A 22875-nucleotide genomic window follows, 5' to 3' on the forward strand; every position below is an offset into this window, starting at 1 on the left:
ATCGCTTACTGCTGCAGCAAGGTCAATCGTCATGGCGACCCGTCCTGTCCCGCGTTCCGGCGTCCTCGATATCGAGGCCTATGTCCCCGGCAAATCCGCCGCGCCCGCCGGCGTGAAGCTGCACAAGCTTTCTTCCAACGAGACGCCGCTCGGCCCGAGTCCCAAGGCCATCGCCGCCTTCGAGGGCCTCGCTGCCAAGCTGGAGCTCTACCCCGACGGCACCTCGACCAAGCTCAAGCAGGCGATCGCCGGCCGCTATGGCCTCGACCCCCAACGGATCATCTGCGGCAACGGCTCGGATGAACTGCTGGAGCTCGTCACCAAGGCCTATCTCGGCGCCGGCGACGAGGGCATCTACAGCCAGTACGGCTTCCTGGTTTACCGCATCGCCATCCTCGCCATGGGCGGCAAGCCGGTCATCGTGCCCGAGAAGAACTATACGGCCGATGTCGACGGCATCCTCGCCGCGGTGACGCCGAAGACGAAGATCGTCTTCCTCGCCAACCCCAACAACCCGACCGGCACCTATCTGCCCTTCGACGAGGTCAAGCGCTTGCAGGCCGGCCTGCCGCCTGACGTCCTGCTCGTGCTCGACGCGGCCTATGCCGAATATGTCCGCCGCAACGACTACGCCTCCGGCATCGAGCTCGTCGCCGAGAGCGAGAATGTCGTGATGACCCGCACCTTCTCGAAGATCTACGGTCTCGCCAATCTGCGCATCGGCTGGATGTATGCGCCGGCGCATATCATCGACGCGCTCGAACGCATCCGCGGCCCGTTCAACGTGAATGGCGCCGCGATCGATGCCGGCGCCGCCGCCGTCGCCGACGAGGCGCATGTCGCCGCCGCGCTCGAGCACAACGAGAAGTGGCTCGCCTGGACGACGGCAGAACTGGAGAAGCTCGGACTTACCGTCACGCCGTCGGTCGGCAATTTCGTGCTGATTCATTTCACCAGGACGGCCGGCAAGACCGCCAAGGATGCCGACGCCTTCCTGACCCAGCGCGGCCTGATCCTGCGCGCCGTCGGCGGCTATGGCCTGCCGGACGCGCTGCGCATGACCATCGGCAGCGAAGAGGCGAACCGCCTCGTCGTCGCCGCTCTCACCGATTTCCTCAAGGCGTGACCGAGATGGCGGAAAGCTTCGCGCCGCGCCTGCCCACACCGGTCTTCGCTCGCCTCGCCATCATCGGCATCGGGCTGATTGGTTCATCGATCGCGCGCGCGGCGAAGGAGCTGAACCTTGCCGGCACGATCGTGCTGGCCGATCGCGACGAAGCCGTCCGCAAGCGGGCACGCGAGCTCGGCCTCGGCCATGTTGTCGCGGAGACGGCGGCGGAAGCGGCCCACGATGCCGATCACATCATCTTCTGCGTTCCCGTCGGCGCCTGCGGGCCGGTTGCGGCCGAGATCGCCAGCGAGCTGAAGCCTGGCGCGATCGTCTCCGATGTCGGCTCGGTCAAGGGCTCGGTCGTCGATGCCGTCTCGCCGCATCTGCCGGAAGGCGTCGCCTTCGTGCCGGCCCATCCGGTGGCGGGCACCGAGAATTCCGGCCCCGATGCCGGCTTCCCGAGCCTCTTCCTCAATCGCTGGTGCATCCTGACCCCCCCGGAAGGCACCGACGCTGCGGCCATCGCAAAGACCCGCCAGTTCTGGGAGGGGATGGGCGCGCTGGTCGAGGTGATGAGCGCGCAGCATCATGACCTCGTGCTCGCCGTCACCAGCCATCTGCCGCATCTCATCGCCTACAACATCGTCGGCACGGCCGAGGACCTGGAGGCAGTGACGCAGTCCGAAGTGATCAAGTTCTCGGCCGGCGGCTTCCGCGATTTCACTCGCATCGCGGCCTCCGATCCGACGATGTGGCGCGACGTCTTCCTGCACAACAAGGAAGCGGTGCTGGAGATGCTCGGCCGCTTCAACGAGGACCTCGCCCTGCTCACCCGCGCCATCCGCTATGGCGACGGCGAGACCCTGCACAAGCACTTCACCCGCACGCGCGCGATCCGTCGCGGCATCGTCGCGCTTGGCCAGGAGAAGCCGGAGACGGAGAAGCTGCGCAAGGATTGACAGCTTCGGACCAGGCCGTGCGGAGGCACTGTGCATGACGGCGAGATTGGCTTGCCAAGCCCGGCGCCTACTGGTACAGCGCCACCCGTTGCCGCTTTAGCTCAGCTGGTAGAGCACCTCATTCGTAATGAGGGGGTCGGGGGTTCGAATCCCTCAAGCGGCACCACTTTTACTGCCCAAGACGCCCGCAGCCGCCCCGAAAGGGCGGCTTTTTGTTGGGCTTTTACGGGTTCCGCACTGTTGTCGCCGCAAAGCTCGGAATATTGCCTAGAACGGCGCCAATTTTTCCCGCGCCGCCTTTCTTGCTTACAAAATAGGCGCGCCCGCATCGCCGCGACGGGCGCTTTCCCGGCGGCCAGCCATCCGTTGGCCCGCCGCCTCCTCGAAAATGCCCGTCCGGCCTCATGGAACGGCGGCGACGGAGGTGTTGGCACATCGCTTGCGAAGCTGGGGTTCATGGGCCGCACGGCCCGTCGGCGTCGAGGGGGCGCCGTCAACAACGATCCTTCGGGAGATGGCCGTGAACAGCAACCGTCGTGAATTTCTCGGCACCGCCCTGGCCGGTGCCGCTTTCCTCGGATCGTCCCACCTGCCGGCGGTGGCGCAGCAGGAGACCATCAAGGTCGGCATCCTTCATTCGCTCTCGGGCACGATGGCGATCTCCGAGACGACGTTGAAGGACGTCATGCTCATGCTCATTGAGGAGCAGAACAAAAAGGGCGGTCTGCTCGGCAAGAAGCTCGAGGCAGTCGTCGTCGATCCCGCTTCGAACTGGCCGCTCTTCGCCGAGAAGGCGCGCGAGCTGATCACCAAGGACAAGGTCGCGGCCACCTTCGGCTGCTGGACCTCGGTGTCGCGCAAGTCGGTGCTGCCGGTCTTCAAGGAGCTCAACAACATCTTGTTCTACCCCGTCCAGTACGAGGGCGAGGAAAGCGAGCGCAACGTCTTCTATACCGGCGCGGCGCCGAACCAGCAGGCGATCCCCGCCGTCGACTATCTCGCCAAGGAAGAGAAAGTCGAGCGCTGGGTGCTCGCCGGCACCGACTATGTCTATCCGCGTACGACCAACAAGATTCTCGAGGCCTATCTCAAGTCCAAGGGCGTCAAGCCCGAGGACATCCTGATCAACTACACGCCCTTCGGCCATTCCGACTGGCAGACCATCGTCTCCGATATCAAGAAGTTCGGCTCGGCCGGCAAGAAGACGGCAGTGGTCTCGACCATCAACGGCGATGCCAACGTGCCGTTCTACAAGGAGCTCGGCAACCAGGGCATCAAGGCGACCGACATTCCGGTCGTGGCTTTCTCGGTCGGCGAGGAGGAGCTGGCCGGCATCGACACCAAGCCGCTCGTCGGCCATCTCGCTGCCTGGAACTACTTCCAGTCGATCAAGACCCCGGAGAACGAGGCCTTCATCAAGCAGTGGCAGGCCTTCACCAAGAATCCGAAGCGCGTCACCAACGACCCGATGGAGGCCCATGTCGTCGGCTTCGCCATGTGGGTGAAGGCGGTCGAGAAGGTGAAGTCGACCGATCCGGACAAGGTCATCGACGCGCTGCCCGGTATCGAGGCTCCGAACCTGACCGGCGGCATCTCGAAGATGCTCCCGAACCACCACATCACCAAGCCGGTCTTCATCGGCGAGATCAAGGACGACGGCCAGTTCGACGTGGTCTGGAAGACCTCGGGCCTCGTCCCCGGCGATGCCTGGTCGAAGGAACTCGACGGCTCCAGGGATCTCGTCGGCGACTGGGTCGAGAAGAAATGCGGCAATTTCAACGTCAAGACAGGCAAGTGCGGCGGCGTCTGAGGTCATGAGGGGGGAGGGCGGCACGGGAAAAATCCCGGTCGCCCTCCATTCGCCGCCTCGCGGCACGGCTTTTCCAGGCAATCATCAGCCGAATTGTGAACCGGATCGATGCCGATCTTCCAACGCCTGAAGCATGCGCTCGTCATCCTTGTCGCGCTGGTCGCGGCCTCGGTTGCTTCGATCGCGCAGACCGCCGACGACGCCTTCATGCGGCTGGCCGCGGACAGCTATGCGGATACCTCCCGCGCCATCGAGCTTCTGGTTTCGACGGCCCATCCGAATGCGGCGCTGATCGTCGAAGCCCTGAGCGACGGGCGCCTGCTCGCTGGCCCCCGCGGTGTCGCAATCAGGACGGCAGCCGGCGGCTTCGTCGATGCGAAGACCGGCGCCGCACTCGCAACCGCTCCCGCCGATATGAAGCCCGTTCGCCTCAACAATGCCGTGCGTCGCGCGGTGCAGGCCGCGCTCGGCGGCCTCGGCCTGCTCAATCCCGATCCGGCGAAGCGCGTGGCTGCGGCCGAAGCGGTGTTCAAATCCCGCGATCCCGGCCTGCTGCCGATCATCGAGGCCACGATCGGCAAGGAGACCCATCCGCGCGCGCTCGCCGCTCTGCGCCAGGCCCAGGCCGCGATCCTGATCGCCAGGCCGGACACGCTGCCGCTGGATCGGTTCGCGGCGATCGAGGTCCTGCGCGAGCGTGGCGACCAGGATGCGCTGGCGACGCTACGCGCGCTGCCGGGCGATGCGACGCCGGCCCTCAAGGATGCGCAGGCCAAGGCGATCACCGCGATTGAGGGCCGCCTGAAGCTCTGGGCCGCTGCGCAGAACCTCTGGTACGGGCTCTCGCTCGGCTCGGTCTTGCTGCTTGCCGCCATCGGCCTCGCCATCACATTCGGTGTCATGGGCGTCATCAACATGGCCCATGGCGAGATGGTGATGCTCGGCGCCTACACGACCTTCGTGGTGCAGGAGCTGATCCGCAGCAACGCGCCCTGGCTGTTCGACTGGTCGCTGGCCATCGCGCTACCGGCTGCCTTCATCGTCGCTGGCGCGGTCGGCATCGCCATCGAGCGCGGCGTCATCCGCTTCCTCTACGGCCGCCCGCTGGAGACGCTGCTCGCCACCTGGGGCATCAGCCTGATGCTGCAGCAGGCGGTGCGCACCGCCTTCGGCCCGACCAATCGCGAGGTCGGCGCGCCCTCCTTCATGTCGGGCGCCTTCGAGCTCGGCGGCCTGGCCATCACCTATAACCGGCTCTGGATCATCGTCTTTGCCGGGCTGGTCTTCGCCGCGCTGCTCGCCATCCTGAAGCTCACGCCGATGGGCCTGCAGATGCGCGCGGTCACCCAGAACCGGCGCATGGCCTCGGCCATGGGCATCCGCACCGGCCGCATCGACGCGCTGACCTTCGGGCTGGGTTCCGGCGTCGCGGGGCTGGCCGGCGTCGCGCTCTCGCAGATCGACAATGTCAGCCCCAATCTCGGCCAGAGCTACATCATCGACTCGTTCATGGTCGTGGTCTTCGGCGGCGTCGGCAATTTGTGGGGCACGCTGGTCGGCGCGATGACGCTGGGCGTCGCCAACAAGCTGCTCGAACCCTATGCCGGCGCCGTGCTCGGCAAGATCGCGCTTCTCGTCTGCATCATCCTCTTCATCCAGAAGCGCCCGCGCGGCCTGTTCGCGCTCAAGGGCCGGGCGGTGGAGGCATGATCACCCGCTTCCTCCTGCAGAACATGGACAAGCGCGGCGGCATCTTCCTCGTGATCCTGCTGGGTTTGGCCGTGCTGGTTCCGCTGTCGAACCTGCTTTTGCCGGTGTCGTCGCCCTTCCATGTCCCGACCTCGACCATGTCGCTCTGGGGCAAATATCTCTGCTACGCGCTTCTCGCGGTCTCGCTCGATCTCGTCTGGGGCTATTGCGGCATCCTGAGCCTCGGCCATGGCGCCTTCTTCGCGCTCGGCGGCTACGCCATGGGCCTCTACCTGATGCGCCAGATCGGCTCGCGCGGTGTCTATGGCAATCCGGTCCTGCCGGATTTCATGGTCTTCCTGAACTGGCAGGAGCTGCCCTGGTACTGGTGGGGGTTCTCCTCCTTCCCCTTTGCCATGCTGATGGTTCTGGCCGTGCCCGGCCTGCTCGCCTTCGTCTTCGGCTGGTTCGCCTTCCGCTCGCGCGTCACCGGCGTCTATCTCTCGATCATCACGCAGGCGCTGACCTATGCGCTGCTGCTCGCCTTCTTCCGCAATGACATGGGCTTCGGCGGCAATAATGGCCTGACCGATTTCAAGGACATTCTCGGCTTCAACATCCAGGCGCAGACGACGCGCGCCGCCCTGTTCGCGATGACTTGCGTGATGCTCGCGGCCGGCTTCCTGATCGCGCGCGGCATCGTGGTCTCGAAGCTCGGCAAGGTCGTCATCGCGATCCGCGACGCCGAGTCCCGCACCCGCTTCCTCGGCTACCGGGTAGACCGCTTCAAGCTCTTCGTCTTCACGGTCTCGGCCTGCATGGCGGGCGTGGCGGGGGCGCTCTACGTGCCGCAGGTCGGCATCATCAATCCCAGCGAGTTCGCCCCGGCCAACTCGATCGAGACCGTGATCTGGGTCGCGGTCGGCGGCCGTGGCACGCTGGTCGGCGCGGCGCTCGGTGCCGTCGTGGTCAACTGGGCCAAGACCGTCTTCACCTCGGGATTCATGGCGCCGTACTGGCTCTTCGCGCTGGGTGGCCTCTTCGTCGTCGTCACACTCTTCCTGCCCAAGGGCATCCTCGGCACTGCCGAAGCCCTGTGGGCACGCCGCCGCAAGCCCGATGCAACGCCGGCCGCTGAGCCGGCCCCGGCGGAGTGAAGGCGATGAACGCTCCCGTGCCCGGCGCGCTGACCTCCTCGCTGCTCTATCTCGACGGCGTCAGTGTCTCCTTCGACGGTTTCAAGGCGATCCGCGGCCTCTCCTTGACGATCGAGCCCGGCGAGATGCGCGCGATTATCGGCCCCAACGGCGCTGGCAAGACTACGATGATGGACATCATCACCGGCAAGACGAAGCCCGATGTCGGCACGGTGATGTTCGGCGGCTCGGTCGACCTGACCAGGCTCGACGAGGCGGCGATCGCCAATCTCGGCATCGGCCGCAAGTTCCAGAAGCCGACTGTCTTCGACTTCCACACCATCGAGGACAACATCCTGCTCGCGCTGAAGTCGAAGCGCACGGTCGGCCGAACGCTGTTCTGGAAGACCGAGGCACCGCAGCAGAAGCGCATCGACGACATCCTCGGCATCATCCGCCTTACCGACAGGCGAGGCCTGCTCGCAGGCTCGCTCTCGCACGGCCAGAAGCAGTGGCTGGAGATCGGCATGCTGCTGGCACAGGACCCCAAGCTCCTGCTCGTCGACGAACCCGCCGCCGGCATGACCGATGGCGAGACGGCGCAGACCGCGGTTCTGCTCAAAGAAATCGCCCGGGATCATTCGGTGATCGTCGTCGAGCACGACATGGGCTTCATCCGCGAACTCGGCGTGAAGGTCACGGTGCTGCACGAGGGCGCGGTGCTGGCCGAAGGCCCGCTCGACCATGTCAGCGCCAATGAGCGCGTCGTCGAAGTCTACCTCGGGCGGTGAGGGACGGTCATGACACGAGCCTTGATTTTCCTCTGCCGTCATCCCGGACAAGCCGCGCAGCGGCGCCGATCCGGGATCCATGCCGGAGCGTTGCCGATGAAGGTTCCGGCATGGATCCCGGGTCTGCGCTTCGCTCCGCTCGGGATGACCCGCGCTTTTTCCTGCAAGGTCATGGTGGGGGCGACACGATGCTGACCGTCGACGCCATCAACCTGCATTACGGCGCCGCTCAGGCGCTCCGCCGTGTCTCCGTCACGGCCGAGACCGGCAAGGTCACTTGCGTGATGGGCCGCAACGGCGTCGGCAAGACTTCGCTGATGCGCGCCATCGTCGGCCATCAGCCGATTTCCGGCGGCTACATCAGCCTCGACGGAGACGATATCTCGACCCTGCGCAGCGAGGATCGCGCACGGGCCGGCATCGCCTATGTGCCACAGGGGCGGGAGATTTTCCCGCTGCTGACGGTGAAGGAGAATCTGGAGACCGGCTTCGCGCCGCTGAAGCGCCGCGAGCGCTTCGTTCCGGATGAGCTCTTCGACCTGTTCCCCGTGCTGAAGACCATGCTGGGCCGGCGCGGCGGAGACCTCTCGGGTGGCCAGCAGCAGCAACTCGCGATTGCGCGGGCGCTGGTCACCCGACCCAGGCTGCTGGTGCTGGACGAGCCGACCGAGGGCATCCAGCCTTCGATCATCAAGGATATCGGCCGTGCCATCGACTATCTCCGCAGCAAGGGCGGCATGGCGATCGTGCTGGTCGAGCAGTATTTCGATTTCGCCCGCGATCTCGCCGACACGATGTTCGTGATGGATCGCGGCGAGGTCGTACTGTCCGGCCCGATGGCCGAGCTCGATGGGGCGCAGGTCCAGCGCTTGATTCAGATCTAGATGCAGCGTCTTCTGCAAGCCCTGCTGCATGCGAAGCGGCCCTGACGATGCTGGCGATTGGCGATCTCCAGAGTGCGGTTCCGCCCCGGATGCAGCGCGCGCGGGGGCAGGCCAACGTCTCTTTCCGCTTGCGCGACGGCCAAACCTGCCTCGACCGGCTGTTTCAGGAGGGCTGCGCGAAACTGCGTTTCCCGCGCCCGCTGGGAGCCGACGATCCGCAAGCCATCATCATCAACACGGCGGGCGGGCTGACCGGAGGAGATCGCTTCGGCACTGAGGTGATCCTTGCCGCCGGTGCCGCCGCGAGCGTCACCACCCAGGCCTGCGAGCGCGTCTATCGCTCGACCGGGGCAGATGCCGCAGTGACCAACCGCCTGCATCTTGCGCCCGGCGCCCGGCTCGCCTGGCTGCCGCAGGAGACGATCCTGTTCGGCGGCGGGCGCCTGTCCCGTTCGCTCGACGTCGAGCTCGCCGAGGATGCCGAGCTGGTCGCGGTCGAGGCCGTGCTCTTCGGCCGGCAGGCGATGGGCGAGACCTTGCAGGGCGGCCACCTGCACGACCGCTGGCGCATCCGGCGCGACGGCCGCCTGATCTTCGCAGACGATCTGCGCGTCGAGGGCGATATCGCCGCTCGTCTCGCGCCGCAGCCCGCCATGGCCGGCTGCCGCGCCATGGCGACGGTGCTTTTCGTCGGCGCCACGCCCGAGCGCTTCCTGGATCAAGCCCGCGCGATCATCGGACCGGGCGGCGGTGCCAGCGTCTGGAACGGCAAGTTTCTGGCGCGACTGGTCGAGGAGACCGGGCTTGCGCTCCGGCGGCGGCTGGAGCCGCTGCTCACCCTTCTCCTGGGTGGCCGTCCGCTGCCCAAGGTCTGGCAACTCTAGAGGCTCTCATGAACCTGACACCGCGCGAGAAGGACAAGCTCCTGGTCTCCATGGCGGCCATGGTCGCCCGGCGCCGGCTCGAGCGCGGCGTGAAGCTCAACCATCCCGAGGCCATTGCCCTGATCAGCGATTTTGTCGTCGAGGGCGCGCGCGATGGCCGCAGCGTTGCCGAGCTGATGGAAGCCGGCGCCCATGTCGTCAGCCGCGCGCAGGTCATGGAGGGCGTCGCCGAGATGATCCACGACGTGCAGGTCGAAGCCACTTTCCCGGACGGCACCAAGCTCGTCACCGTCCACGAACCGATCCGTTGAGAGCGCAAGCCGGAGGCTGTCATGAAGAGATTGTCGATCGCCCTGATCCTGAGCGTCGGTGCCGCGAGCCCGGCCTTCGCCCATCTCAACCCGGCCGAGCACGGCTCCTTCGCCGCCGGCTTCTCACACCCGCTTTTCGGCACGGACCATATCCTGGCGATGGTCGGCGTCGGCCTCTGGGCCTTCCTCGTCGGCGGGCGTGCGGTCTGGATGATCCCCACGGCCTTCGTCGTCACGATGATGCTCGGCTTCGCCGCTGCGCTCGCGGGCGTCGGCCTGCCTTTCGTCGAGCCGACCATCGCGGCCTCCGTCGTGGTGCTCGGCCTGCTGGCTTTGGTCGCTCTGCAGGTCCCGGTTGCGGTCGGCATGGCCGTGGTCGGCTTCTTCGCGCTGTTCCATGGCTATGCCCATGGCAGTGAGCTCGGCAAGGCGACGAGCCTGTCCTTCATGACCGGCTTCGCGCTGGCGACCGCGCTGCTGCATGCGGTCGGCATCGGCATTGGCCTCGCCGGCAACGCGCTCTCGCATCGCGGCCGGATCGCCGCACGCATCGCCGGTGGGTTGACGGCGCTCGGCGGTCTCTGGCTGGTCGCGGGAGCCTGACCCGATGATCCCCGGAGAGGTCTTTCCCGCGGCGGGTGACATCGTCCTCAACGCGGGCGCCCAGCAGGTCGTGTTGCTCGTCGCCAATACCGGCGACCGGCCGATCCAGGTCGGCTCGCACTACCATTTCTTCGAGACCAACGACGCGCTCGATTTCGACCGCACGCTCGCCCGCGGTATGCGGCTCGACATCGCGGCCGGCACAGCGGTGCGCTTCGAGCCCGGCCAGCAGCGCGAGGTCCGCCTTGTTCCGCTCGACGGCAGCCGCGAGGTCTACGGCTTCCAGCAGAAGGTGATGGGGAAACTCTGATGCCGGCCAAGCTCTCCCACGCCGCTTACGCGCAGATGTACGGACCCACAGTCGGTGACCGAGTCCGCCTCGCCGATACCGAGCTGATCATCGAGGTCGAGAAGGATTTCACGATCTATGGCGAGGAGGTGAAGTTCGGCGGCGGCAAGGTCATCCGCGACGGCATGGGCCAGAGCCAGGCGAGCCGCGCCGAAGGCGCGGTCGATACCGTCATCACCAACGCGCTGATCGTCGACCACTGGGGCATCGTGAAGGCCGATATCGGCCTGAAGGACGGGCTGATCGTCGCCATCGGCAAGGCCGGCAACCCGGATACGCAAGCGGGCGTCACCATCGTCATCGGCCCCGGAACCGAGGCGATCGCCGGCGAGGGCAAGATTCTCACCGCCGGCGGCGTCGATGCCCATATCCATTTCATCTGCCCCCAGCAGATCGACGAGGCGCTGATGTCCGGCGTCACCACCATGCTCGGCGGCGGCACCGGCCCGGCCCATGGCACGCTGGCGACGACCTGCACGCCCGGCCCCTGGCATCTCGGCCGGATGATCCAGTCCTTCGACGCGGTGCCGATCAATCTCGGCCTCTCCGGCAAGGGCAATGCCTCGAAGCCCGCCGCGCTCGTCGAGATGATCGAGGGTGGCGCCTGCGCGCTGAAGCTCCACGAGGATTGGGGTACGACGCCGGCCGCGATCGACAACTGCCTCACTGTAGCCGACGACCACGACGTTCAGGTCATGATCCACACGGATACGCTGAACGAGAGCGGCTTCGTCGAGGACACGGTCGCCGCCTTCAAGGGCCGCACCATCCACGCCTTCCACACCGAGGGGGCGGGCGGCGGCCATGCGCCCGATATCATCAAGGTCTGCGGTCTCGCGAACGTCATCCCGTCCTCGACCAACCCGACGCGGCCCTATACGAAGAACACCATCGCCGAGCATCTCGACATGCTGATGGTCTGCCATCACCTGTCGCCCTCGATCCCCGAGGATATCGCCTTCGCCGAGAGCCGCATCCGCAAGGAGACGATCGCGGCCGAGGACATCCTGCACGATATCGGCGCCTTCTCGATCATCTCCTCCGACAGCCAGGCCATGGGCCGCGTCGGCGAGGTGCCGATCCGGACCTGGCAGACCGCGCACAAGATGAAGGTCCAGCGCGGGCGCCTGCCTGGGGAGACGGGCGAGAACGACAATCTGCGGGTGCGCCGCTACATCGCGAAATACACGATCAACCCGGCGATCGCGCAGGGCCTGTCGAAGCATGTCGGCTCCGTCGAGGTGGGCAAGCGTGCCGATCTCGTGCTCTGGAATCCGGCCTTCTTCGGCGTGAAGCCGGAGATGGTGCTGGTCGGCGGCATGATCGCGGCGGCCCCGATGGGTGACCCCAACGCCTCGATCCCGACGCCGCAGCCGATGCACTACCGGCCGATGTTCGGCGCCATGGGCCGCGCTCCGGCCGTGTCCTCGGTCACCTTCGTGAGCCAGGCAGCGATCACCAACGGCCTGCAAGAGCGGCTTGGCGTGGCCAAGGACATGCTCGCCGTTGAGAACACGCGCGGCGGCATCTCCAAGGCCTCGATGGTCCTGAACGACGCCACGCCGCATATGGAGGTCGATCCCGAGACCTACGAGGTGCGTGCCGATGGCGAGCTCCTGACCTGCGAACCCGCGACCGTGCTCCCGATGGCGCAGCGCTATTTCCTGTTCTGATCCGAGGCCAAGCGATGCTCCGCGCCATTTCCCATAGCCACGGCGGCGGCGAGACCGCCGGCACGCTCCGGCTCGATCACGCTGCCCGGCACCTGCGCCGCAAGCTCGTCACCACCGATCAGGGTGAGGAGATCATGGTCGACCTGCCCGAGCCGGTGCTCTTCGCCGACGGTGACCGGCTCGTGCTCGACGACGGTCGCGCCGTCGCGATCGTCGCGGCTGAGGAGGAGCTCTACGAGGTGCTGCCGGGCACATGTCCCTTGCGCCATCTCGCCTGGCATCTCGGAAACCGCCACTTGCCTGCTCAGATCGACGAGGGCCGCATCCTGATCCAGCGCGACCACGTCATCCGGGCGATGCTGGAAGGGCTCGGCGCCTCCGTGCGCGAAGTGGTGGCGCGCTTCCAGCCGGTGCATGGCGCCTATCATGCCCATGGGCATGATCACGGGCATGGCCATCATCATGGTCACGCGCATGGCCACGGCCATCATCACCATGACTGACACTGCCGCGCTTGCCCGCCTGATGACCTGGCTTTCCCCGGCCTTTCCGGTCGGGTCTTTCGCTTACAGCCACGGGCTGGAGCGAGCGATCCATGATGGGTTGATCAGGGATCGGCGGAGCCTGCGCGAATGGCTGGAGGCACTGCTGGAGCAGGGATCGGCCTGGAATGACGCTGTCCTGCTGGCAGAAGTCTGGCGCAGGATCAGCAGCGGTGAAGAGGTTGCGGAAGTCGCTGAACTGGCCGCAGCCATATCCGGCTCGCGCGAACGCCACATGGAAACCACGCTGCAAGGCAGCGCCTTCGTCGATGCGATGGCGGCCTGGAGCGGCGAGCTGCCGGCAGGCGAGGAGAGGCCAATCGCCTATCCCGTGGCCGTAGGCTCAGCCGCCGCGCGCCACGGCGTCGCGCTGGAGGATACGCTCACCGCCTATCTCCACGCCTTCGCCTCCAACCTCGTCCAGACCTGCGTGCGGCTGGTGCCGCTCGGCCAGCGCGACGGGGTGGCGACGCTCGCGGCGCTGGAGCCGGTCATCCTGCGCACCGCCGGGCGCGCTGCAGCCTCGACGCTCGACGATCTCGGCTCCTGCACCATCCGCGCCGACATCCTGTCGATGAACCACGAAACACAGTATTCGAGGGTCTTTCGCTCGTGAACTCCTCCAATGGCCCGCTCCGCGTCGGCATCGGCGGCCCGGTCGGCGTCGGCAAGACCACGCTCACCGAAAAGCTCTGCAAGGCGATGCGCGAGCGCTATTCGGTCGCCGTCGTCACCAACGACATCTTCACGAAGGAGGACGAGCTGATCCTCAACCGGCTGCAGGCTCTGCCGGAGGAGCGCATCATCGGCGTCGAGACCGGCGGCTGCCCGCATACCGCGATCCGCGAGGACGCCTCGATCAATCTGGCCGCCATCGCCGAGATGCGCCGCCGCTTTCCGGATCTCGACATCGTCTTCATCGAATCCGGCGGCGACAACCTTGCCGCGACCTTCTCGCCCGATCTCGCCGACATCACGCTCTATGTCATCGATGTCGCCGGCGGCGAGAAGATCCCGCGCAAGGGCGGGCCCGGCATCACCCGCTCCGACCTGCTGATCATCAACAAGATCGATCTCGCGCCTTATGTCGGCGCCAATCTCGACGTGATGCGCGCGGACACCGAAAAGCAGCGCGGCAGCCGGCCCTTCGTCTTCAGCGACCTGAACCGGCTCGTCGGTGTGGAAGACATCGTCGCCTTCATCGAGAAGAACGGCGGCCTTGCCGCCGCGTAGGACAGTCGCGGCCTATTTGAGCTGGCTGTCCTTGCTGCCGCGCCGGTTGTAGCCGGACTGCGCCGCCGAGCGGTCCTGGCCGGACTGGCAGGCGACGCAGAGCCGGGCGCTGGGCATGGCCAGGCGCCGCGCTTCGGGAATTTCATCCCCGCAATCCTGGCAGTAGGTCTCGCCGGGGCCACTCGGCAGGCGCGAGCGCGCGAGGCGAACCGCGTCCGTGATCGAGCCGTCGATCTGGTCCTGAACCGCTCCGTCCGGAGCCCATCCGCTTGCCATCACGCAACCTCCGATCGCCACAAGATGGCCTCGGGTCGCGCGAAATCCAAGAGCGTCCGCTCAGGCGAAGCGCTTCGCCCCGGCGACGCAGAGCACGACGACAGCGGTCGCGGCGATCATCGTCCAGGCAATCGGCTCGCCGAGCAGCCAGCCCGCCAGCATGAGACCGAAGAACGGTTGCAGGAGCTGGAGCTGGCCGACGCTGGCGATGCCGCCGAGTGCGAGGCCCCGATACCAGAACACGAAGCCGACCAGCATGCTGAAGACCGAGACATAGGCAAGGCTGATCCAGGCCGGCGTGCCGATGCCCTGCCATGTCGATGGCCAGAACAGCAGCGCAATCGCGCCCATCGCCGGCAGCGACAGCAGGAGCGCCCAGGAGATCACCTGCCATCCGCCGAGCCGGCGCGAAAGCGTAGCGCCTTCGGCATAACCGAGCCCGCAGAGCAGGACGGCCGCGACCATCAGCAGGTCGCCCGTCAGCGAGCCGCTGTCGCTGTTGGCGAGCGCGAAGCCTGCGACGGTGGCGCTGCCGATTCCCGAGAACAGCCAGAACACCGGCTTCGGTCGTTCGCCGCCGCGCAGCACGCCGAAAAGCGCGGTCGCGAGCGGCAGCAAGCCGATGAAGACGATCGAGCGCGCCGAGGGAATATGCTGCAGGGCGAGCGCCGTCAGCAGCGGAAAGCCGAGGACGACGCCCAGTGCGACGATCGCAAGCGGGCGAATATCCGCGCGGCTCGGCCATTGCTGGCGCAGAAGCATGAGACAGGTGGCGCCGAGTAGCGCGGCGATCGCGGCGCGGGCACCGGTCAGGAACAGGGGCGAGAAGCCGGTCACCGCGACGCGCGTCGCCGGCAGCGAGCCGCTGAAGATCAGCACGCCGATGAGCCCGCTGCCCCAGCCCTTGCCACCCCAATTCCCGAACATGCGATCCATCCTGCGCCTTCACCGGAAGTCGTGCTCTAGGCGCGGGTAGCCGACTAAGCCAGCGACAGACCGATACATTCATGGCAAACTGTATGGCTATGGACCGCCATACAATCAGTGCAATCGAGCCCGCTGCAACGCGAACGGAAGCGGTGATGGCGGCGATCCGCGGCCGGCTGGCGGCGCGGACGCTGGCGCCCGGCGACCGGCTGCCTTCGATCCGCGGCTTCGCTGCGACGATGAAGGTCTCCCCCTCCACCGTCGTCGAGGCCTATGACCGCCTCGCGGCCGAAGGCCTGATCCGCGCGAGGCAGGGTTCCGGTTTCTACGTGACCGGCGGCGGCCTGCCGCCACTGGCGCTGACGCAAGCCGCTTCGCCACAGGAGCTCGCGGTCGATCCCTTCTGGGTCTCGCGCCAGTCGCTCGATGCCGAGCCGGGCGCGCTGAAGCCGGGTTGCGGCTGGCTCCCTGCCGACTGGATGCCGGACGAGGCCTTGCGTCGCGGCTTCCGCGCGCTGGCGCGGGCCGATGGCGCGATCCTGACCGATTACGGCGGCACGCGCGGCGCCTCCGTGCTGCGCCGGCTCCTGCTCGGGCGCTTCGCCGAGGCCGGGCTCGTGGTGTCGCCGGAGCAACTCATGCTGACCGGCTCGGGCACGCAGGCGCTCGACCTGATCTGCCGCTTCCTGCTGCGGCCGGGCGACGCCGTCCTCGTCGACGATCCCTGCTATTTCAATTTCCAGGCTCTGCTGCGGGCCCATCAGGTGCGGGTCCTGAGCGTGCCTTATACGCCTACTGGCCCCGACATCGCGGCATTCGAGGCCGTCGTGGCGAGCGAGCGCCCGCGCCTCTACCTGACCAATTCCGGCTTGCACAATCCGACCGGCGCCAGCCTGTCGCCGCAGGCCGCCTATCGCGTGCTGAGTGCCGCTGCAGCCCATGACATGATCATCGTCGAGGACGACATCTTCGCCGATTTCGAGCCCGAACCCTCGTCGCGATTGGCGGCGCTCGACGGGCTGGAGCGTGTCATCCGGATCGGCAGCTTTTCGAAGACGCTCTCGGCCGCCGTCCGCTGCGGCTATATCGCGGCACGCGCCGATTGGATCGAAGGGCTCGTCGATCTGCAGGTCGCGACCAGCTTCGGCGGGCCAAGCCCGGTCTCGACGGAATTGCTGGCGGGCGTCCTCGCCGGTGGCAGCTATCGCAAGCATATGGAAGAGCTGCACCGCCGCCTGGCCCAGGCGCGGCGCGAGATCGCCGCTAGGCTTGAGGCGCTCGGGATTCGCCCCTGGCTGATGCCGCGCGGCGGCTTCTATCTCTGGTGCCGCTTGCCTGAAGGCATCGATTCCGCCGAATTGGCCCAGCTCGCCGTGATGCAGGGTGTGGTGCTGGCGCCGGGCAATGTCTTCAGCGTCGCCCAGACGGCCGGTAACTTCATGCGCTTCAACGTCGCCCAGTCGCGCGATCCGCGCGTGTTCACGGTGCTCGGACAGGCGATGGCGACCATGCGATCGCAGAAAGGGGCAGCCATCCGCGGTTGATCCAGCGCAGTATGGGCCTATGCCGCACTCGTCAGCCCTGCGCCCCACTGTTATAGACCGCCGCAATAACCGGCCCGGCCGGACAGGACCCGAGAGTTTTGAGATCATGCATCTGAGGATCGGCACGCGCCGCAGCCCGCTGGCGATGGCCCAGACCAACCACGTCATGGGACTGATCCGGGAGAAGTTCCCGCAGGCGGAATTCACCCTCTGCCAGATCGCCACGATCGCCGATCGCGACCGCGTCTCCGAGTTCCACCAGTTCGGCATGGTCGGCGTCTTCGCCGTCGAGCACGAGCAGCAACTGGTCAATCGCGAAGTCGATTTCGTCGTCCATTCGCTCAAAGACCTGCCGACCACCCTGCATGAAGGCCTCGTCCTGGCCTCGGTGCCGCCGCGCGAGGACCCGCGTGATGCGCTTTGCGGGTCGACCATGGCCTCGCTGCGCCAGGGCGCGCGCGTCGGCACGGGCTCGCTCCGCCGCCGCGCCCAGATCCTGAACCTGCGCCCGGACGTCACCGTCGTTCCGATCCGCGGCAATGTCGGCCCGCGCCTCGCCAAGATCGGCGGGGAGGATGCGCTCGACGCCGTGATCCTCGCCCATGCCGGCCTGCGCCGGCTCGGCATGGACGATGCGTCGTCGGAGGTGCTCGCCCCGTCGCTGTTCCCCTATGCGGTCGGGCAGGGCGCGCTCGGGCTCGAAGCCCGCGCCGAGGATACGGCGGTGATCGAGGTGCTCAAGGCGATCGAATGCCCCAAGGCCCGCGCCGAGGCCGAGGCCGAGCGCGAGATGATGCATGCGCTCGGAGCCGGTTGCAGCCTGCCGGTCGGCGCCTGCGCGACGTGGCAGGAGGGCCGCCTGACGCTGCATGCGCAGGTGACCTCGATCGAGGGCACCGAGCGCGTCGTCGCCGATCAGAGCGCGCCGCCGGAGCAGGCGCGCGAACTCGGCCTTTCCGTCGCGCAGATCCTAAAGGAAAAGGGCGGCGTCGCGATCCTCGAGAAGAGCTATCGCGGCCACTATCCGAGCTTCAAGTCGATCTAGGCTGCGGCTCGGGTTCTGGCTGCCCGCCTAGATCGGGTCGCGCGGATCGTCGGCGCTGGGCTTGTCGAGCATCGCGCTGCCGGCGCCGCGTGAACGTGCCCACAAGGTCGTGAGCGCGATCCCCACAGGTACGCCGATCACGACGATCCAGACAACGAAGTTCCAATCGCCGGTCACGCGATATCCCTCCTTGCAGGGCTCAGGTCTTTGGTGGAAGCGAGCCGCGATCGAAGACCGGGATCGACTCGGTTCTCCCGCGCAGCGGCCTGCCGACCGGCACGTCCTCCGCCGCCTGCCGTACGGCCTCTTCCGATTCCGTCAGCCCGTCGGGCGTGTCGTTGGCGTCGCTTCCGGCGTCATGGACATTGGTGCGGTCGCTGACGCGACGGCTCTCGGTGGGATCGGCCTCGATGGCGGTCTGGCCGGTATTCGCGGGCTTGCGTTCGTCTTCGAGCAGCGCGGGATTCTCGCGCTTCCTGTCGGCCTTGGCCATGGCGGCTCTCCTCTGAATCGGGCTTTCAGGAGCAAGCTCTCAACCGCCGCATTGTTCCGCGATCGGTCAGGCCGCCAGGAGCCCCAGAGCCCGCTCGATCCGCGAGCAGCCGGGCTTGGCGCGCGCCTTCGCATAGCTCTTCTGCAGGCGGCCGCTGGCATAGGCGTCGATGACGATCGCGTGGACATAGCTCTTGCGGACGACGGCGGGCGTGTTGACCAGCTTCTGCGAGATCGAACGCATGATGTCGGCGAGCTGGCGCTTGCGCCCGGCCTCGCTCGCCACCGCCTCGCCGGCGAGCAGCAATTCGGCCGCGGCCGCATTGGCGGCGAGCATGCGCAGGTCCTTGCTGCTGACGGGCAGGCCGCAGGCGCGCTTGAGATAGGCGTTGATCTCGGCCGCATGGATCGGCGCGGCGGCGCCGTCCTCGCCGCGATATTGCAGCAGGCGCCGGCCAGGGAGGGTGATGATCCGCGCGATCGCGCGCGCGAGCGGCGCATCGTCGATCGCGCAGGAAATCTCCTTGCCGCTCTTGCCGCGGAAATGCAGCGCGACCCGTGCGCTCGTCAGTGTGACGTGCCGCTTTAGCAGGGTCGACGTGCCGTGGCTGCCATTCTCCTTCGCGTAGACCTCGTTGCCGACGCGCAGGTGGCAGCGGTCGATGATCGCGGCGGCGCAGGCCAGCGCCTTGTCGCGCGACAGCACCCGCGCCTTGACGTCGGCCGCGATGCGGGCGCGCAGCTTCGGGAGGGCCTCGATCAGGCGGGCGAGCCGCTTCAGCTTGCGCCGCTCTCGCACCTTCTCCCAATCGGGGTGGTAACGGTGCTGGATGCGGCCGGCCTCGTCATGGCCGACGGCCTGGAGATGCGCGCGCGGGTCGGTCGCGATGCGGACATCCGCATAGGCAGGCGGTATGGCCAGCGAGCGGATGCGCGCGAGCGTGTCCTCGTCGGTGATCTTGCCGCCCTCCGCATCGCGATAGCCGAAGGAACGGCCGTGGCGGATGCGGCGGATCGTGAGCTCGTCAGACGAAACGCGCCGCAGTCGCGTCGCGGCGGAAGGCTGTTTGGCGTGCGGGGAAACCGGCATTGGCGGGCTCGCAGAGCTACGCTGCGGAAACGACGCCATCATCCAGTTGGTTCCGCTCAGTCGAGCATATTCACCACATTTCGACAAGCGCGCAGGTTTCTAGGGATGTATGCGCGAAAACCAGTGGCCAGAAAGCGGGCGCATCGCCCAAACTGTCAAAAAAATTGAACGACTGCTTTGGGGAGATGCCGGTGCCGCGCGTTTTGATCGCCGAGTTCATGCATGAGACGAACACCTTCAGTGTTCAGCTCACGGACGAGGCCACCTTTCGGGCGCATGGGGCCTTTCGCGACAACGAGATCCCCGGTGCCTTCCGCGGCACGCGCACCTCGATGGGTGCGGCCTTCGAGGCCGCCGACAAGTTCGGCTGGAGCCTCGTTCATCCGCTGGTGACCGGCGCCAACCCCTCCGGCCGCGTCACCGATGCCGCCTTCGATCTCTTCGCCGGCCAGATCGTCGATGCCGCTCCGGGCGTCGACGGCGTGCTGCTGCATCTCCATGGCGCGATGTCGACCGAAAGCTCGGATGACGGCGAGGGCGAACTGCTCGCCCGGCTGCGCAAGCGCATCGGTCCGGACGTGCCCGTCGTCGCGGTGCTCGACCTGCACGCCACGGTCACACAGCTCATGGCCGACAACGCCAATGCGCTGATCTCCTACCGCACCTATCCGCATATCGACCAGTACGAGCGGACCTGGCAGGCGGCCGAATTGCTCCAGCGCGCGATCAAGGGCGAGATCAAGCCGAAGGTCGCGCTAGCCCGCCGGCCGATCCTCTACGCGCTCGATGGCGGGCGCACGACCTCGCCGCCTTTCCTCGAATTGCTGCGGCGGGGCGATGCGCTGGAGGCCTCCGGCGATGCCCTCGTCGTCAGCGTCCAGGCCGGCTTCTCCTCCGCCGACGTTCACGATATCGGCCCCTCGATCGCGGTCACGGCCGATGATCGCGGCAAGGCTCAGGCCATCGCCGAGGAGCTGATGGACTATGCCTGGGAGCAGCGCCGCTTCTCCTCGATCCATTTCACGCCGCTGGCCGAAGCGATGGCCCGCGCCAAGGCCGGCGAGGCCGATACGGGCAAGCCCGGGTACAAGCCGGTGGTGATCTCGGATTATTCCGACAACCCCGGCTCCGGCGCCTATGGCGATGCCACCAACCTGCTGCGCGCCGTGCTCGATGCCGGTCTGAAGAATGTCGGCTTCCACGCGATCAACGATCCTGAGGCCGTGATCGCCGCTCAGGCGATCGGCGTCGGCAAGCGCGGCCGGATCAAGCTCGGCGGCAAGGTCGATCCGACTATGGGCGGCGGACCGCTCGATCTCGACGCCCATGTCGTCGCCATCACCGACGGCTATTTCCTCTGCCATGGCCCGATGGCCGGCGGCGTCTGGCGCAATTACGGGCTCTCGGCCCTGCTGCGCGTCGATGATGTCGAGATCATCGTCATCACCCATAACGGCCAGGCGACCGATCTCGCACAGTTCACCTCGCTCGGCGTCGACCCGACCCGCAAGTCGACGGTGATCGTCAAGTCGATGCAGCATTTCCGCGCCGCCTTCCAGCCGATCGCACGCGAGGTCCTGGAGGTCGATACAGGCGCGCTCTCGACCCGCAATTTCAAGGAGCGGCCCTACAAGAAGGTGCGCCGCCCGATCTTCCCGCTCGACGATATCTGACCGCCGCTTCCAAGAGCCGCGACGACTGGATTTGAGGAGAACACCATGGCGTTTCAGGCCGATATCGTATTGCGCAACGGGCCGATCTGGTGCGGGCGCGAGGAGGGCGTCGTCGAGGCGCTGGCGATCTTCCGCGACAAGGTGCTGGCCGCCGGCAGCGATGCCGAGATCAAGCCGCTGATCGGCCCGAAGACCCGCGTCATCGACCTGAAGGGCCGGCTGGCGACGCCGGGCCTGAACGATTCCCACCTGCATCTGGTCTCGCTCGGCATGACCATGGGTTGGGTCGATTCCAAGCCCGAGAGTGCGCCGACTCTGGAAGCCCTGCTCGGCGCGATCTCGGCCCGCGCCGCGACCTCCAAGCCCGGTGAATGGATTCTCTCGCGCGGCTATGACCAGACCAAGCTCGATACCGGCCGCCATCCCTATCGCGAGGAGCTAGACCGCGCAGCGCCGAACAACCCGGTGATGCTGGTGCGCGCCTGCGGCCATATCGCGATCTGCAATTCCGAAGCGCTGCGCCTCGGTGGCATCGACGAAAAGTCGCCGACGCCACAGGGCGGCCTGATCGAGCAGCAGAACGGCCGCTTGACCGGCCTGCTCGCCGAGAACGCCCGCGCCCCGGTCCAGGCCGCGATCCCGGCGGCGACGGAAGAAGACATCATCGCCGGCATCGAGCGCGGCGGGCAGTATCTGCTCTCGCTCGGCATCACCAGTTGCATGGATGCTGCCGTCGGCCAGAAGGGCGGCTTCCGCGAGATCGCGGCCTATCACCGCGCCAAGCGCGACGGCCGCCTGCCGGTCCGCACCTGGCTGACCCTGCTCGGCGACGATGGCCGCTCGATCGTGCCGCAATGCTACGATGCGGGCCTGATCTCCGGCACCGGCGACGAGATGCTGATGATCGGCGGCGTCAAGCTCTTCCTCGACGGCTCGGCCGGCGGCCGCACCGCCTGGATGACCGAGCCCTATCTCGGCGAGGACAAGACCACCGGCGTCTGGATGTGGGAGGATGCCGAGCTCGAACGCATGGTGCTCGACGCCCACAAGAAGGGCTATCAGCTCGTCTGTCACGCCATCGGCGACGCCGCTATCGAGCAGCTGATCACCGCCTATGAGAAGGCGCTCGCCGCTTATCCCGATCCGGACCGGCGCCACCGTATCGAGCATTGCGGCTTCTCGACCCCGGCCCAGCATGAACGCATGGTCAAGGCCGGCATCTATCCCTGCCCGCAGCAGGTCTTCATCCATGATTTCGGCGATGCCTATGTGAAGGTGATCGGCCCGGAACGCGCGCTGTCGAGCTATCCCTTCCGCACATGGTTCGATCTCGGCCTGAAGCCGGCGACGGGCAGCGATGCGCCGGTCTGCGACCCCAACCCCTTCCCGAATTTCCACACCATGCTGACGCGCGAGACCTGGAAGGGCACCGTGATGGACGCCGCCCAGCGCGTCTCGATCGAGGAAGCGCTGCAGGCCTATACCGAGTTCGGCGCCTTCTCGCAGAAGCAGGAGACTGTGAAGGGCAAGCTTGCACCGGGCTTCCTGGCCGATATCGCAGTGTTCTCTCGCGACCTGCTGACTGCCGACCCCGCCGACATCCTCAAGGATACCCGTTGCGATCTCACGATTCTCGGCGGGGAGGTCGTCTACGAACACGGCGTTTGAGCCGGAGCATTTTCGAGCGAGGAAGATCGGTTCTCGTGAAGAAAATGCGAAAAGGAATCCCGGCAGCTTCGCAACGCCCTGAATCGCGGAGCTGTTTTGGGAATTTGACCGCGCGGGGGGAAGACAAGCGCGGCAAAGCCGTTATGGTTCCACTTCAAAGCAAACAACTCCGGATCAGCCGGAGC

At 66.8% G+C, this 22875-nt stretch carries 24 protein-coding genes and 1 tRNA gene; 20 read left to right on the forward strand and 5 right to left on the reverse strand.

Annotation, left to right across the window (positions count from 1 at the left end):
• Positions 1–25 precede the first annotated feature (25 nt).
• The 16 genes from hisC to ureG all read left to right on the forward strand — a co-directional run bounded on the left by hisC (position 26) and on the right by ureG (position 13975).
• Complete coding sequence (gene hisC, locus Q9235_RS10235; protein WP_306228195.1) at positions 26–1126, forward strand: histidinol-phosphate transaminase; 1101 nt, start codon at positions 26–28, stop codon at positions 1124–1126.
• A 5-nt stretch (positions 1127–1131) separates the two neighbouring features.
• Positions 1132–2070 carry a prephenate/arogenate dehydrogenase family protein gene (locus Q9235_RS10240; RefSeq protein WP_306226893.1) on the forward strand — a complete coding sequence of 313 codons (939 nt, stop codon included), beginning with the start codon at positions 1132–1134 and terminating at the stop codon, positions 2068–2070.
• Positions 2071–2160: 90 nt separating this feature from the next.
• Positions 2161–2236, forward strand: a tRNA-Thr gene (locus Q9235_RS10245).
• Positions 2237–2626: 390 nt separating this feature from the next.
• On the forward strand, positions 2627–3880 hold the full coding sequence (gene urtA / locus Q9235_RS10250) for an urea ABC transporter substrate-binding protein (RefSeq protein WP_422678361.1): 1254 nt from the start codon (positions 2627–2629) through the stop codon (positions 3878–3880).
• A 108-nt stretch (positions 3881–3988) separates the two neighbouring features.
• The gene (urtB, locus tag Q9235_RS10255; protein WP_306226895.1) at positions 3989–5590 is read left to right on the forward strand and encodes an urea ABC transporter permease subunit UrtB; all 1602 of its coding nucleotides are present in this window, start codon (positions 3989–3991) and stop codon (positions 5588–5590) included.
• 23 nt (positions 5591–5613) lie between these two features.
• Positions 5614–6726 (forward strand): urea ABC transporter permease subunit UrtC, encoded by a 1113-nt coding sequence (gene urtC, locus Q9235_RS10260; RefSeq protein ID WP_422678362.1) that lies wholly within the window; start codon positions 5614–5616, stop codon positions 6724–6726.
• Positions 6727–6731: 5 nt separating this feature from the next.
• Complete coding sequence (urtD, locus tag Q9235_RS10265) at positions 6732–7496, forward strand: urea ABC transporter ATP-binding protein UrtD (RefSeq protein ID WP_306226899.1); 765 nt, start codon at positions 6732–6734, stop codon at positions 7494–7496.
• A gap of 188 nt (positions 7497–7684) precedes the next feature.
• The gene (urtE, locus tag Q9235_RS10270) at positions 7685–8380 is read left to right on the forward strand and encodes an urea ABC transporter ATP-binding subunit UrtE (RefSeq protein ID WP_306226900.1); all 696 of its coding nucleotides are present in this window, start codon (positions 7685–7687) and stop codon (positions 8378–8380) included.
• Between the two features lie 47 nt (positions 8381–8427).
• On the forward strand, positions 8428–9264 hold the full coding sequence (locus tag Q9235_RS10275) for an urease accessory protein UreD (protein ID WP_306226902.1): 837 nt from the start codon (positions 8428–8430) through the stop codon (positions 9262–9264).
• Between the two features lie 8 nt (positions 9265–9272).
• Positions 9273–9575, forward strand: a complete 303-nt coding sequence (locus Q9235_RS10280) for an urease subunit gamma (protein ID WP_306226904.1) — start codon at positions 9273–9275, stop codon at positions 9573–9575.
• Positions 9576–9596: 21 nt separating this feature from the next.
• The gene (locus tag Q9235_RS10285; RefSeq protein ID WP_306226906.1) at positions 9597–10178 is read left to right on the forward strand and encodes a HupE/UreJ family protein; all 582 of its coding nucleotides are present in this window, start codon (positions 9597–9599) and stop codon (positions 10176–10178) included.
• Between the two features lie 4 nt (positions 10179–10182).
• On the forward strand, positions 10183–10488 hold the full coding sequence (locus tag Q9235_RS10290; RefSeq protein ID WP_306226908.1) for an urease subunit beta: 306 nt from the start codon (positions 10183–10185) through the stop codon (positions 10486–10488).
• Entirely contained in the window at positions 10488–12200 is a 1713-nt protein-coding gene (ureC, locus tag Q9235_RS10295; RefSeq protein ID WP_306226909.1) for an urease subunit alpha, read from the forward strand. Before Q9235_RS10290 ends, ureC begins: the two co-directional genes overlap by 1 nt.
• A 14-nt stretch (positions 12201–12214) precedes the next feature.
• The gene (locus tag Q9235_RS10300) at positions 12215–12703 is read left to right on the forward strand and encodes an urease accessory protein UreE (RefSeq protein ID WP_306226910.1); all 489 of its coding nucleotides are present in this window, start codon (positions 12215–12217) and stop codon (positions 12701–12703) included.
• Entirely contained in the window at positions 12639–13358 is a 720-nt protein-coding gene (locus Q9235_RS10305) for an urease accessory protein UreF (protein WP_422678363.1), read from the forward strand. The genes Q9235_RS10300 and Q9235_RS10305 overlap by 65 nt, the downstream gene beginning before the upstream one ends.
• The gene (gene ureG, locus Q9235_RS10310; protein ID WP_306226911.1) at positions 13355–13975 is read left to right on the forward strand and encodes an urease accessory protein UreG; all 621 of its coding nucleotides are present in this window, start codon (positions 13355–13357) and stop codon (positions 13973–13975) included. The genes Q9235_RS10305 and ureG overlap by 4 nt, the downstream gene beginning before the upstream one ends.
• A 12-nt stretch (positions 13976–13987) precedes the next feature.
• Here ureG and Q9235_RS10315 read toward each other — a convergent pair whose 3' ends face one another.
• Both Q9235_RS10315 and Q9235_RS10320 read right to left on the reverse strand, forming a co-directional pair.
• Positions 13988–14251 carry a DksA/TraR family C4-type zinc finger protein gene (locus Q9235_RS10315; RefSeq protein ID WP_306226913.1) on the reverse strand — a complete coding sequence of 88 codons (264 nt, stop codon included), beginning with the start codon at positions 14249–14251 and terminating at the stop codon, positions 13988–13990.
• A 60-nt stretch (positions 14252–14311) separates the two neighbouring features.
• On the reverse strand, positions 14312–15178 hold the full coding sequence (locus tag Q9235_RS10320) for a DMT family transporter (RefSeq protein ID WP_306226914.1): 867 nt from the start codon (positions 15176–15178) through the stop codon (positions 14312–14314).
• A 155-nt stretch (positions 15179–15333) separates the two neighbouring features.
• Between Q9235_RS10320 and Q9235_RS10325 the strand changes: the two genes are divergently transcribed.
• Positions 15334–16722, forward strand: a complete 1389-nt coding sequence (locus Q9235_RS10325) for an aminotransferase-like domain-containing protein (protein WP_306226917.1) — start codon at positions 15334–15336, stop codon at positions 16720–16722.
• 106 nt (positions 16723–16828) lie between these two features.
• Entirely contained in the window at positions 16829–17767 is a 939-nt protein-coding gene (hemC, locus tag Q9235_RS10330) for a hydroxymethylbilane synthase (protein WP_306226918.1), read from the forward strand.
• A gap of 27 nt (positions 17768–17794) precedes the next feature.
• Here hemC and Q9235_RS10335 read toward each other — a convergent pair whose 3' ends face one another.
• The 3 genes from Q9235_RS10335 to Q9235_RS10345 all read right to left on the reverse strand — a co-directional run bounded on the left by Q9235_RS10335 (position 17795) and on the right by Q9235_RS10345 (position 19349).
• Positions 17795–17944, reverse strand: a complete 150-nt coding sequence (locus tag Q9235_RS10335) for a hypothetical protein (RefSeq protein WP_306226919.1) — start codon at positions 17942–17944, stop codon at positions 17795–17797.
• A gap of 22 nt (positions 17945–17966) precedes the next feature.
• A complete protein-coding gene (locus Q9235_RS10340; RefSeq protein WP_306226921.1) occupies positions 17967–18260 on the reverse strand; it encodes a hypothetical protein in 294 nt (97 codons plus the stop codon).
• Positions 18261–18326: 66 nt separating this feature from the next.
• The gene (locus Q9235_RS10345) at positions 18327–19349 is read right to left on the reverse strand and encodes a DNA topoisomerase IB (protein WP_306226923.1); all 1023 of its coding nucleotides are present in this window, start codon (positions 19347–19349) and stop codon (positions 18327–18329) included.
• A gap of 191 nt (positions 19350–19540) precedes the next feature.
• Between Q9235_RS10345 and Q9235_RS10350 the strand changes: the two genes are divergently transcribed.
• Both Q9235_RS10350 and Q9235_RS10355 read left to right on the forward strand, forming a co-directional pair.
• Positions 19541–21022: a M81 family metallopeptidase gene (locus tag Q9235_RS10350; protein ID WP_306226926.1), complete on the forward strand. Its 1482-nt coding sequence runs from the start codon at positions 19541–19543 to the stop codon at positions 21020–21022.
• 45 nt (positions 21023–21067) lie between these two features.
• Positions 21068–22690: an amidohydrolase gene (locus Q9235_RS10355; protein ID WP_306226927.1), complete on the forward strand. Its 1623-nt coding sequence runs from the start codon at positions 21068–21070 to the stop codon at positions 22688–22690.
• The last annotated feature ends 185 nt before the right edge of the window (positions 22691–22875 follow it).

Origin of the sequence: Bosea beijingensis (genome assembly GCF_030758975.1) — a bacterium.
GTDB lineage: Bacteria > Pseudomonadota > Alphaproteobacteria > Rhizobiales > Beijerinckiaceae > Allobosea > Allobosea beijingensis.

Excerpts from the sequence above, each read along its gene's own strand:
- Q9235_RS10240 (WP_306226893.1), top strand. The coding sequence starts at position 1,132 with ATGGCGGAAAGCTTCGCGCCGCGCCTGCCCACACCGGTCTTCGCTCGC.
- Q9235_RS10325 (WP_306226917.1), top strand. The coding sequence starts at position 15,334 with ATGGCGGCGATCCGCGGCCGGCTGGCGGCGCGGACGCTGGCGCCCGGC.
- Q9235_RS10305 (WP_422678363.1), top strand. The coding sequence starts at position 12,639 with ATGATCACGGGCATGGCCATCATCATGGTCACGCGCATGGCCACGGCC.
- hemC (WP_306226918.1), top strand. The coding sequence starts at position 16,829 with ATGCATCTGAGGATCGGCACGCGCCGCAGCCCGCTGGCGATGGCCCAG.
- Q9235_RS10340 (WP_306226921.1), bottom strand. The coding sequence starts at position 18,260 with ATGGCCAAGGCCGACAGGAAGCGCGAGAATCCCGCGCTGCTCGAAGAC.
- urtD (WP_306226899.1), top strand. The coding sequence starts at position 6,732 with ATGAACGCTCCCGTGCCCGGCGCGCTGACCTCCTCGCTGCTCTATCTC.
- Q9235_RS10345 (WP_306226923.1), bottom strand. The coding sequence starts at position 19,349 with ATGCCGGTTTCCCCGCACGCCAAACAGCCTTCCGCCGCGACGCGACTG.
- Q9235_RS10285 (WP_306226906.1), top strand. The coding sequence starts at position 9,597 with ATGAAGAGATTGTCGATCGCCCTGATCCTGAGCGTCGGTGCCGCGAGC.
- urtC (WP_422678362.1), top strand. The coding sequence starts at position 5,614 with ATGGACAAGCGCGGCGGCATCTTCCTCGTGATCCTGCTGGGTTTGGCC.
- Q9235_RS10290 (WP_306226908.1), top strand. The coding sequence starts at position 10,183 with ATGATCCCCGGAGAGGTCTTTCCCGCGGCGGGTGACATCGTCCTCAAC.
- Q9235_RS10315 (WP_306226913.1), bottom strand. The coding sequence starts at position 14,251 with ATGGCAAGCGGATGGGCTCCGGACGGAGCGGTTCAGGACCAGATCGAC.
- Q9235_RS10300 (WP_306226910.1), top strand. The coding sequence starts at position 12,215 with ATGCTCCGCGCCATTTCCCATAGCCACGGCGGCGGCGAGACCGCCGGC.
- Q9235_RS10355 (WP_306226927.1), top strand. The coding sequence starts at position 21,068 with ATGGCGTTTCAGGCCGATATCGTATTGCGCAACGGGCCGATCTGGTGC.
- ureC (WP_306226909.1), top strand. The coding sequence starts at position 10,488 with ATGCCGGCCAAGCTCTCCCACGCCGCTTACGCGCAGATGTACGGACCC.
- Q9235_RS10320 (WP_306226914.1), bottom strand. The coding sequence starts at position 15,178 with ATGTTCGGGAATTGGGGTGGCAAGGGCTGGGGCAGCGGGCTCATCGGC.
- urtB (WP_306226895.1), top strand. The coding sequence starts at position 3,989 with ATGCCGATCTTCCAACGCCTGAAGCATGCGCTCGTCATCCTTGTCGCG.
- urtE (WP_306226900.1), top strand. The coding sequence starts at position 7,685 with ATGCTGACCGTCGACGCCATCAACCTGCATTACGGCGCCGCTCAGGCG.
- Q9235_RS10275 (WP_306226902.1), top strand. The coding sequence starts at position 8,428 with ATGCTGGCGATTGGCGATCTCCAGAGTGCGGTTCCGCCCCGGATGCAG.
- Q9235_RS10280 (WP_306226904.1), top strand. The coding sequence starts at position 9,273 with ATGAACCTGACACCGCGCGAGAAGGACAAGCTCCTGGTCTCCATGGCG.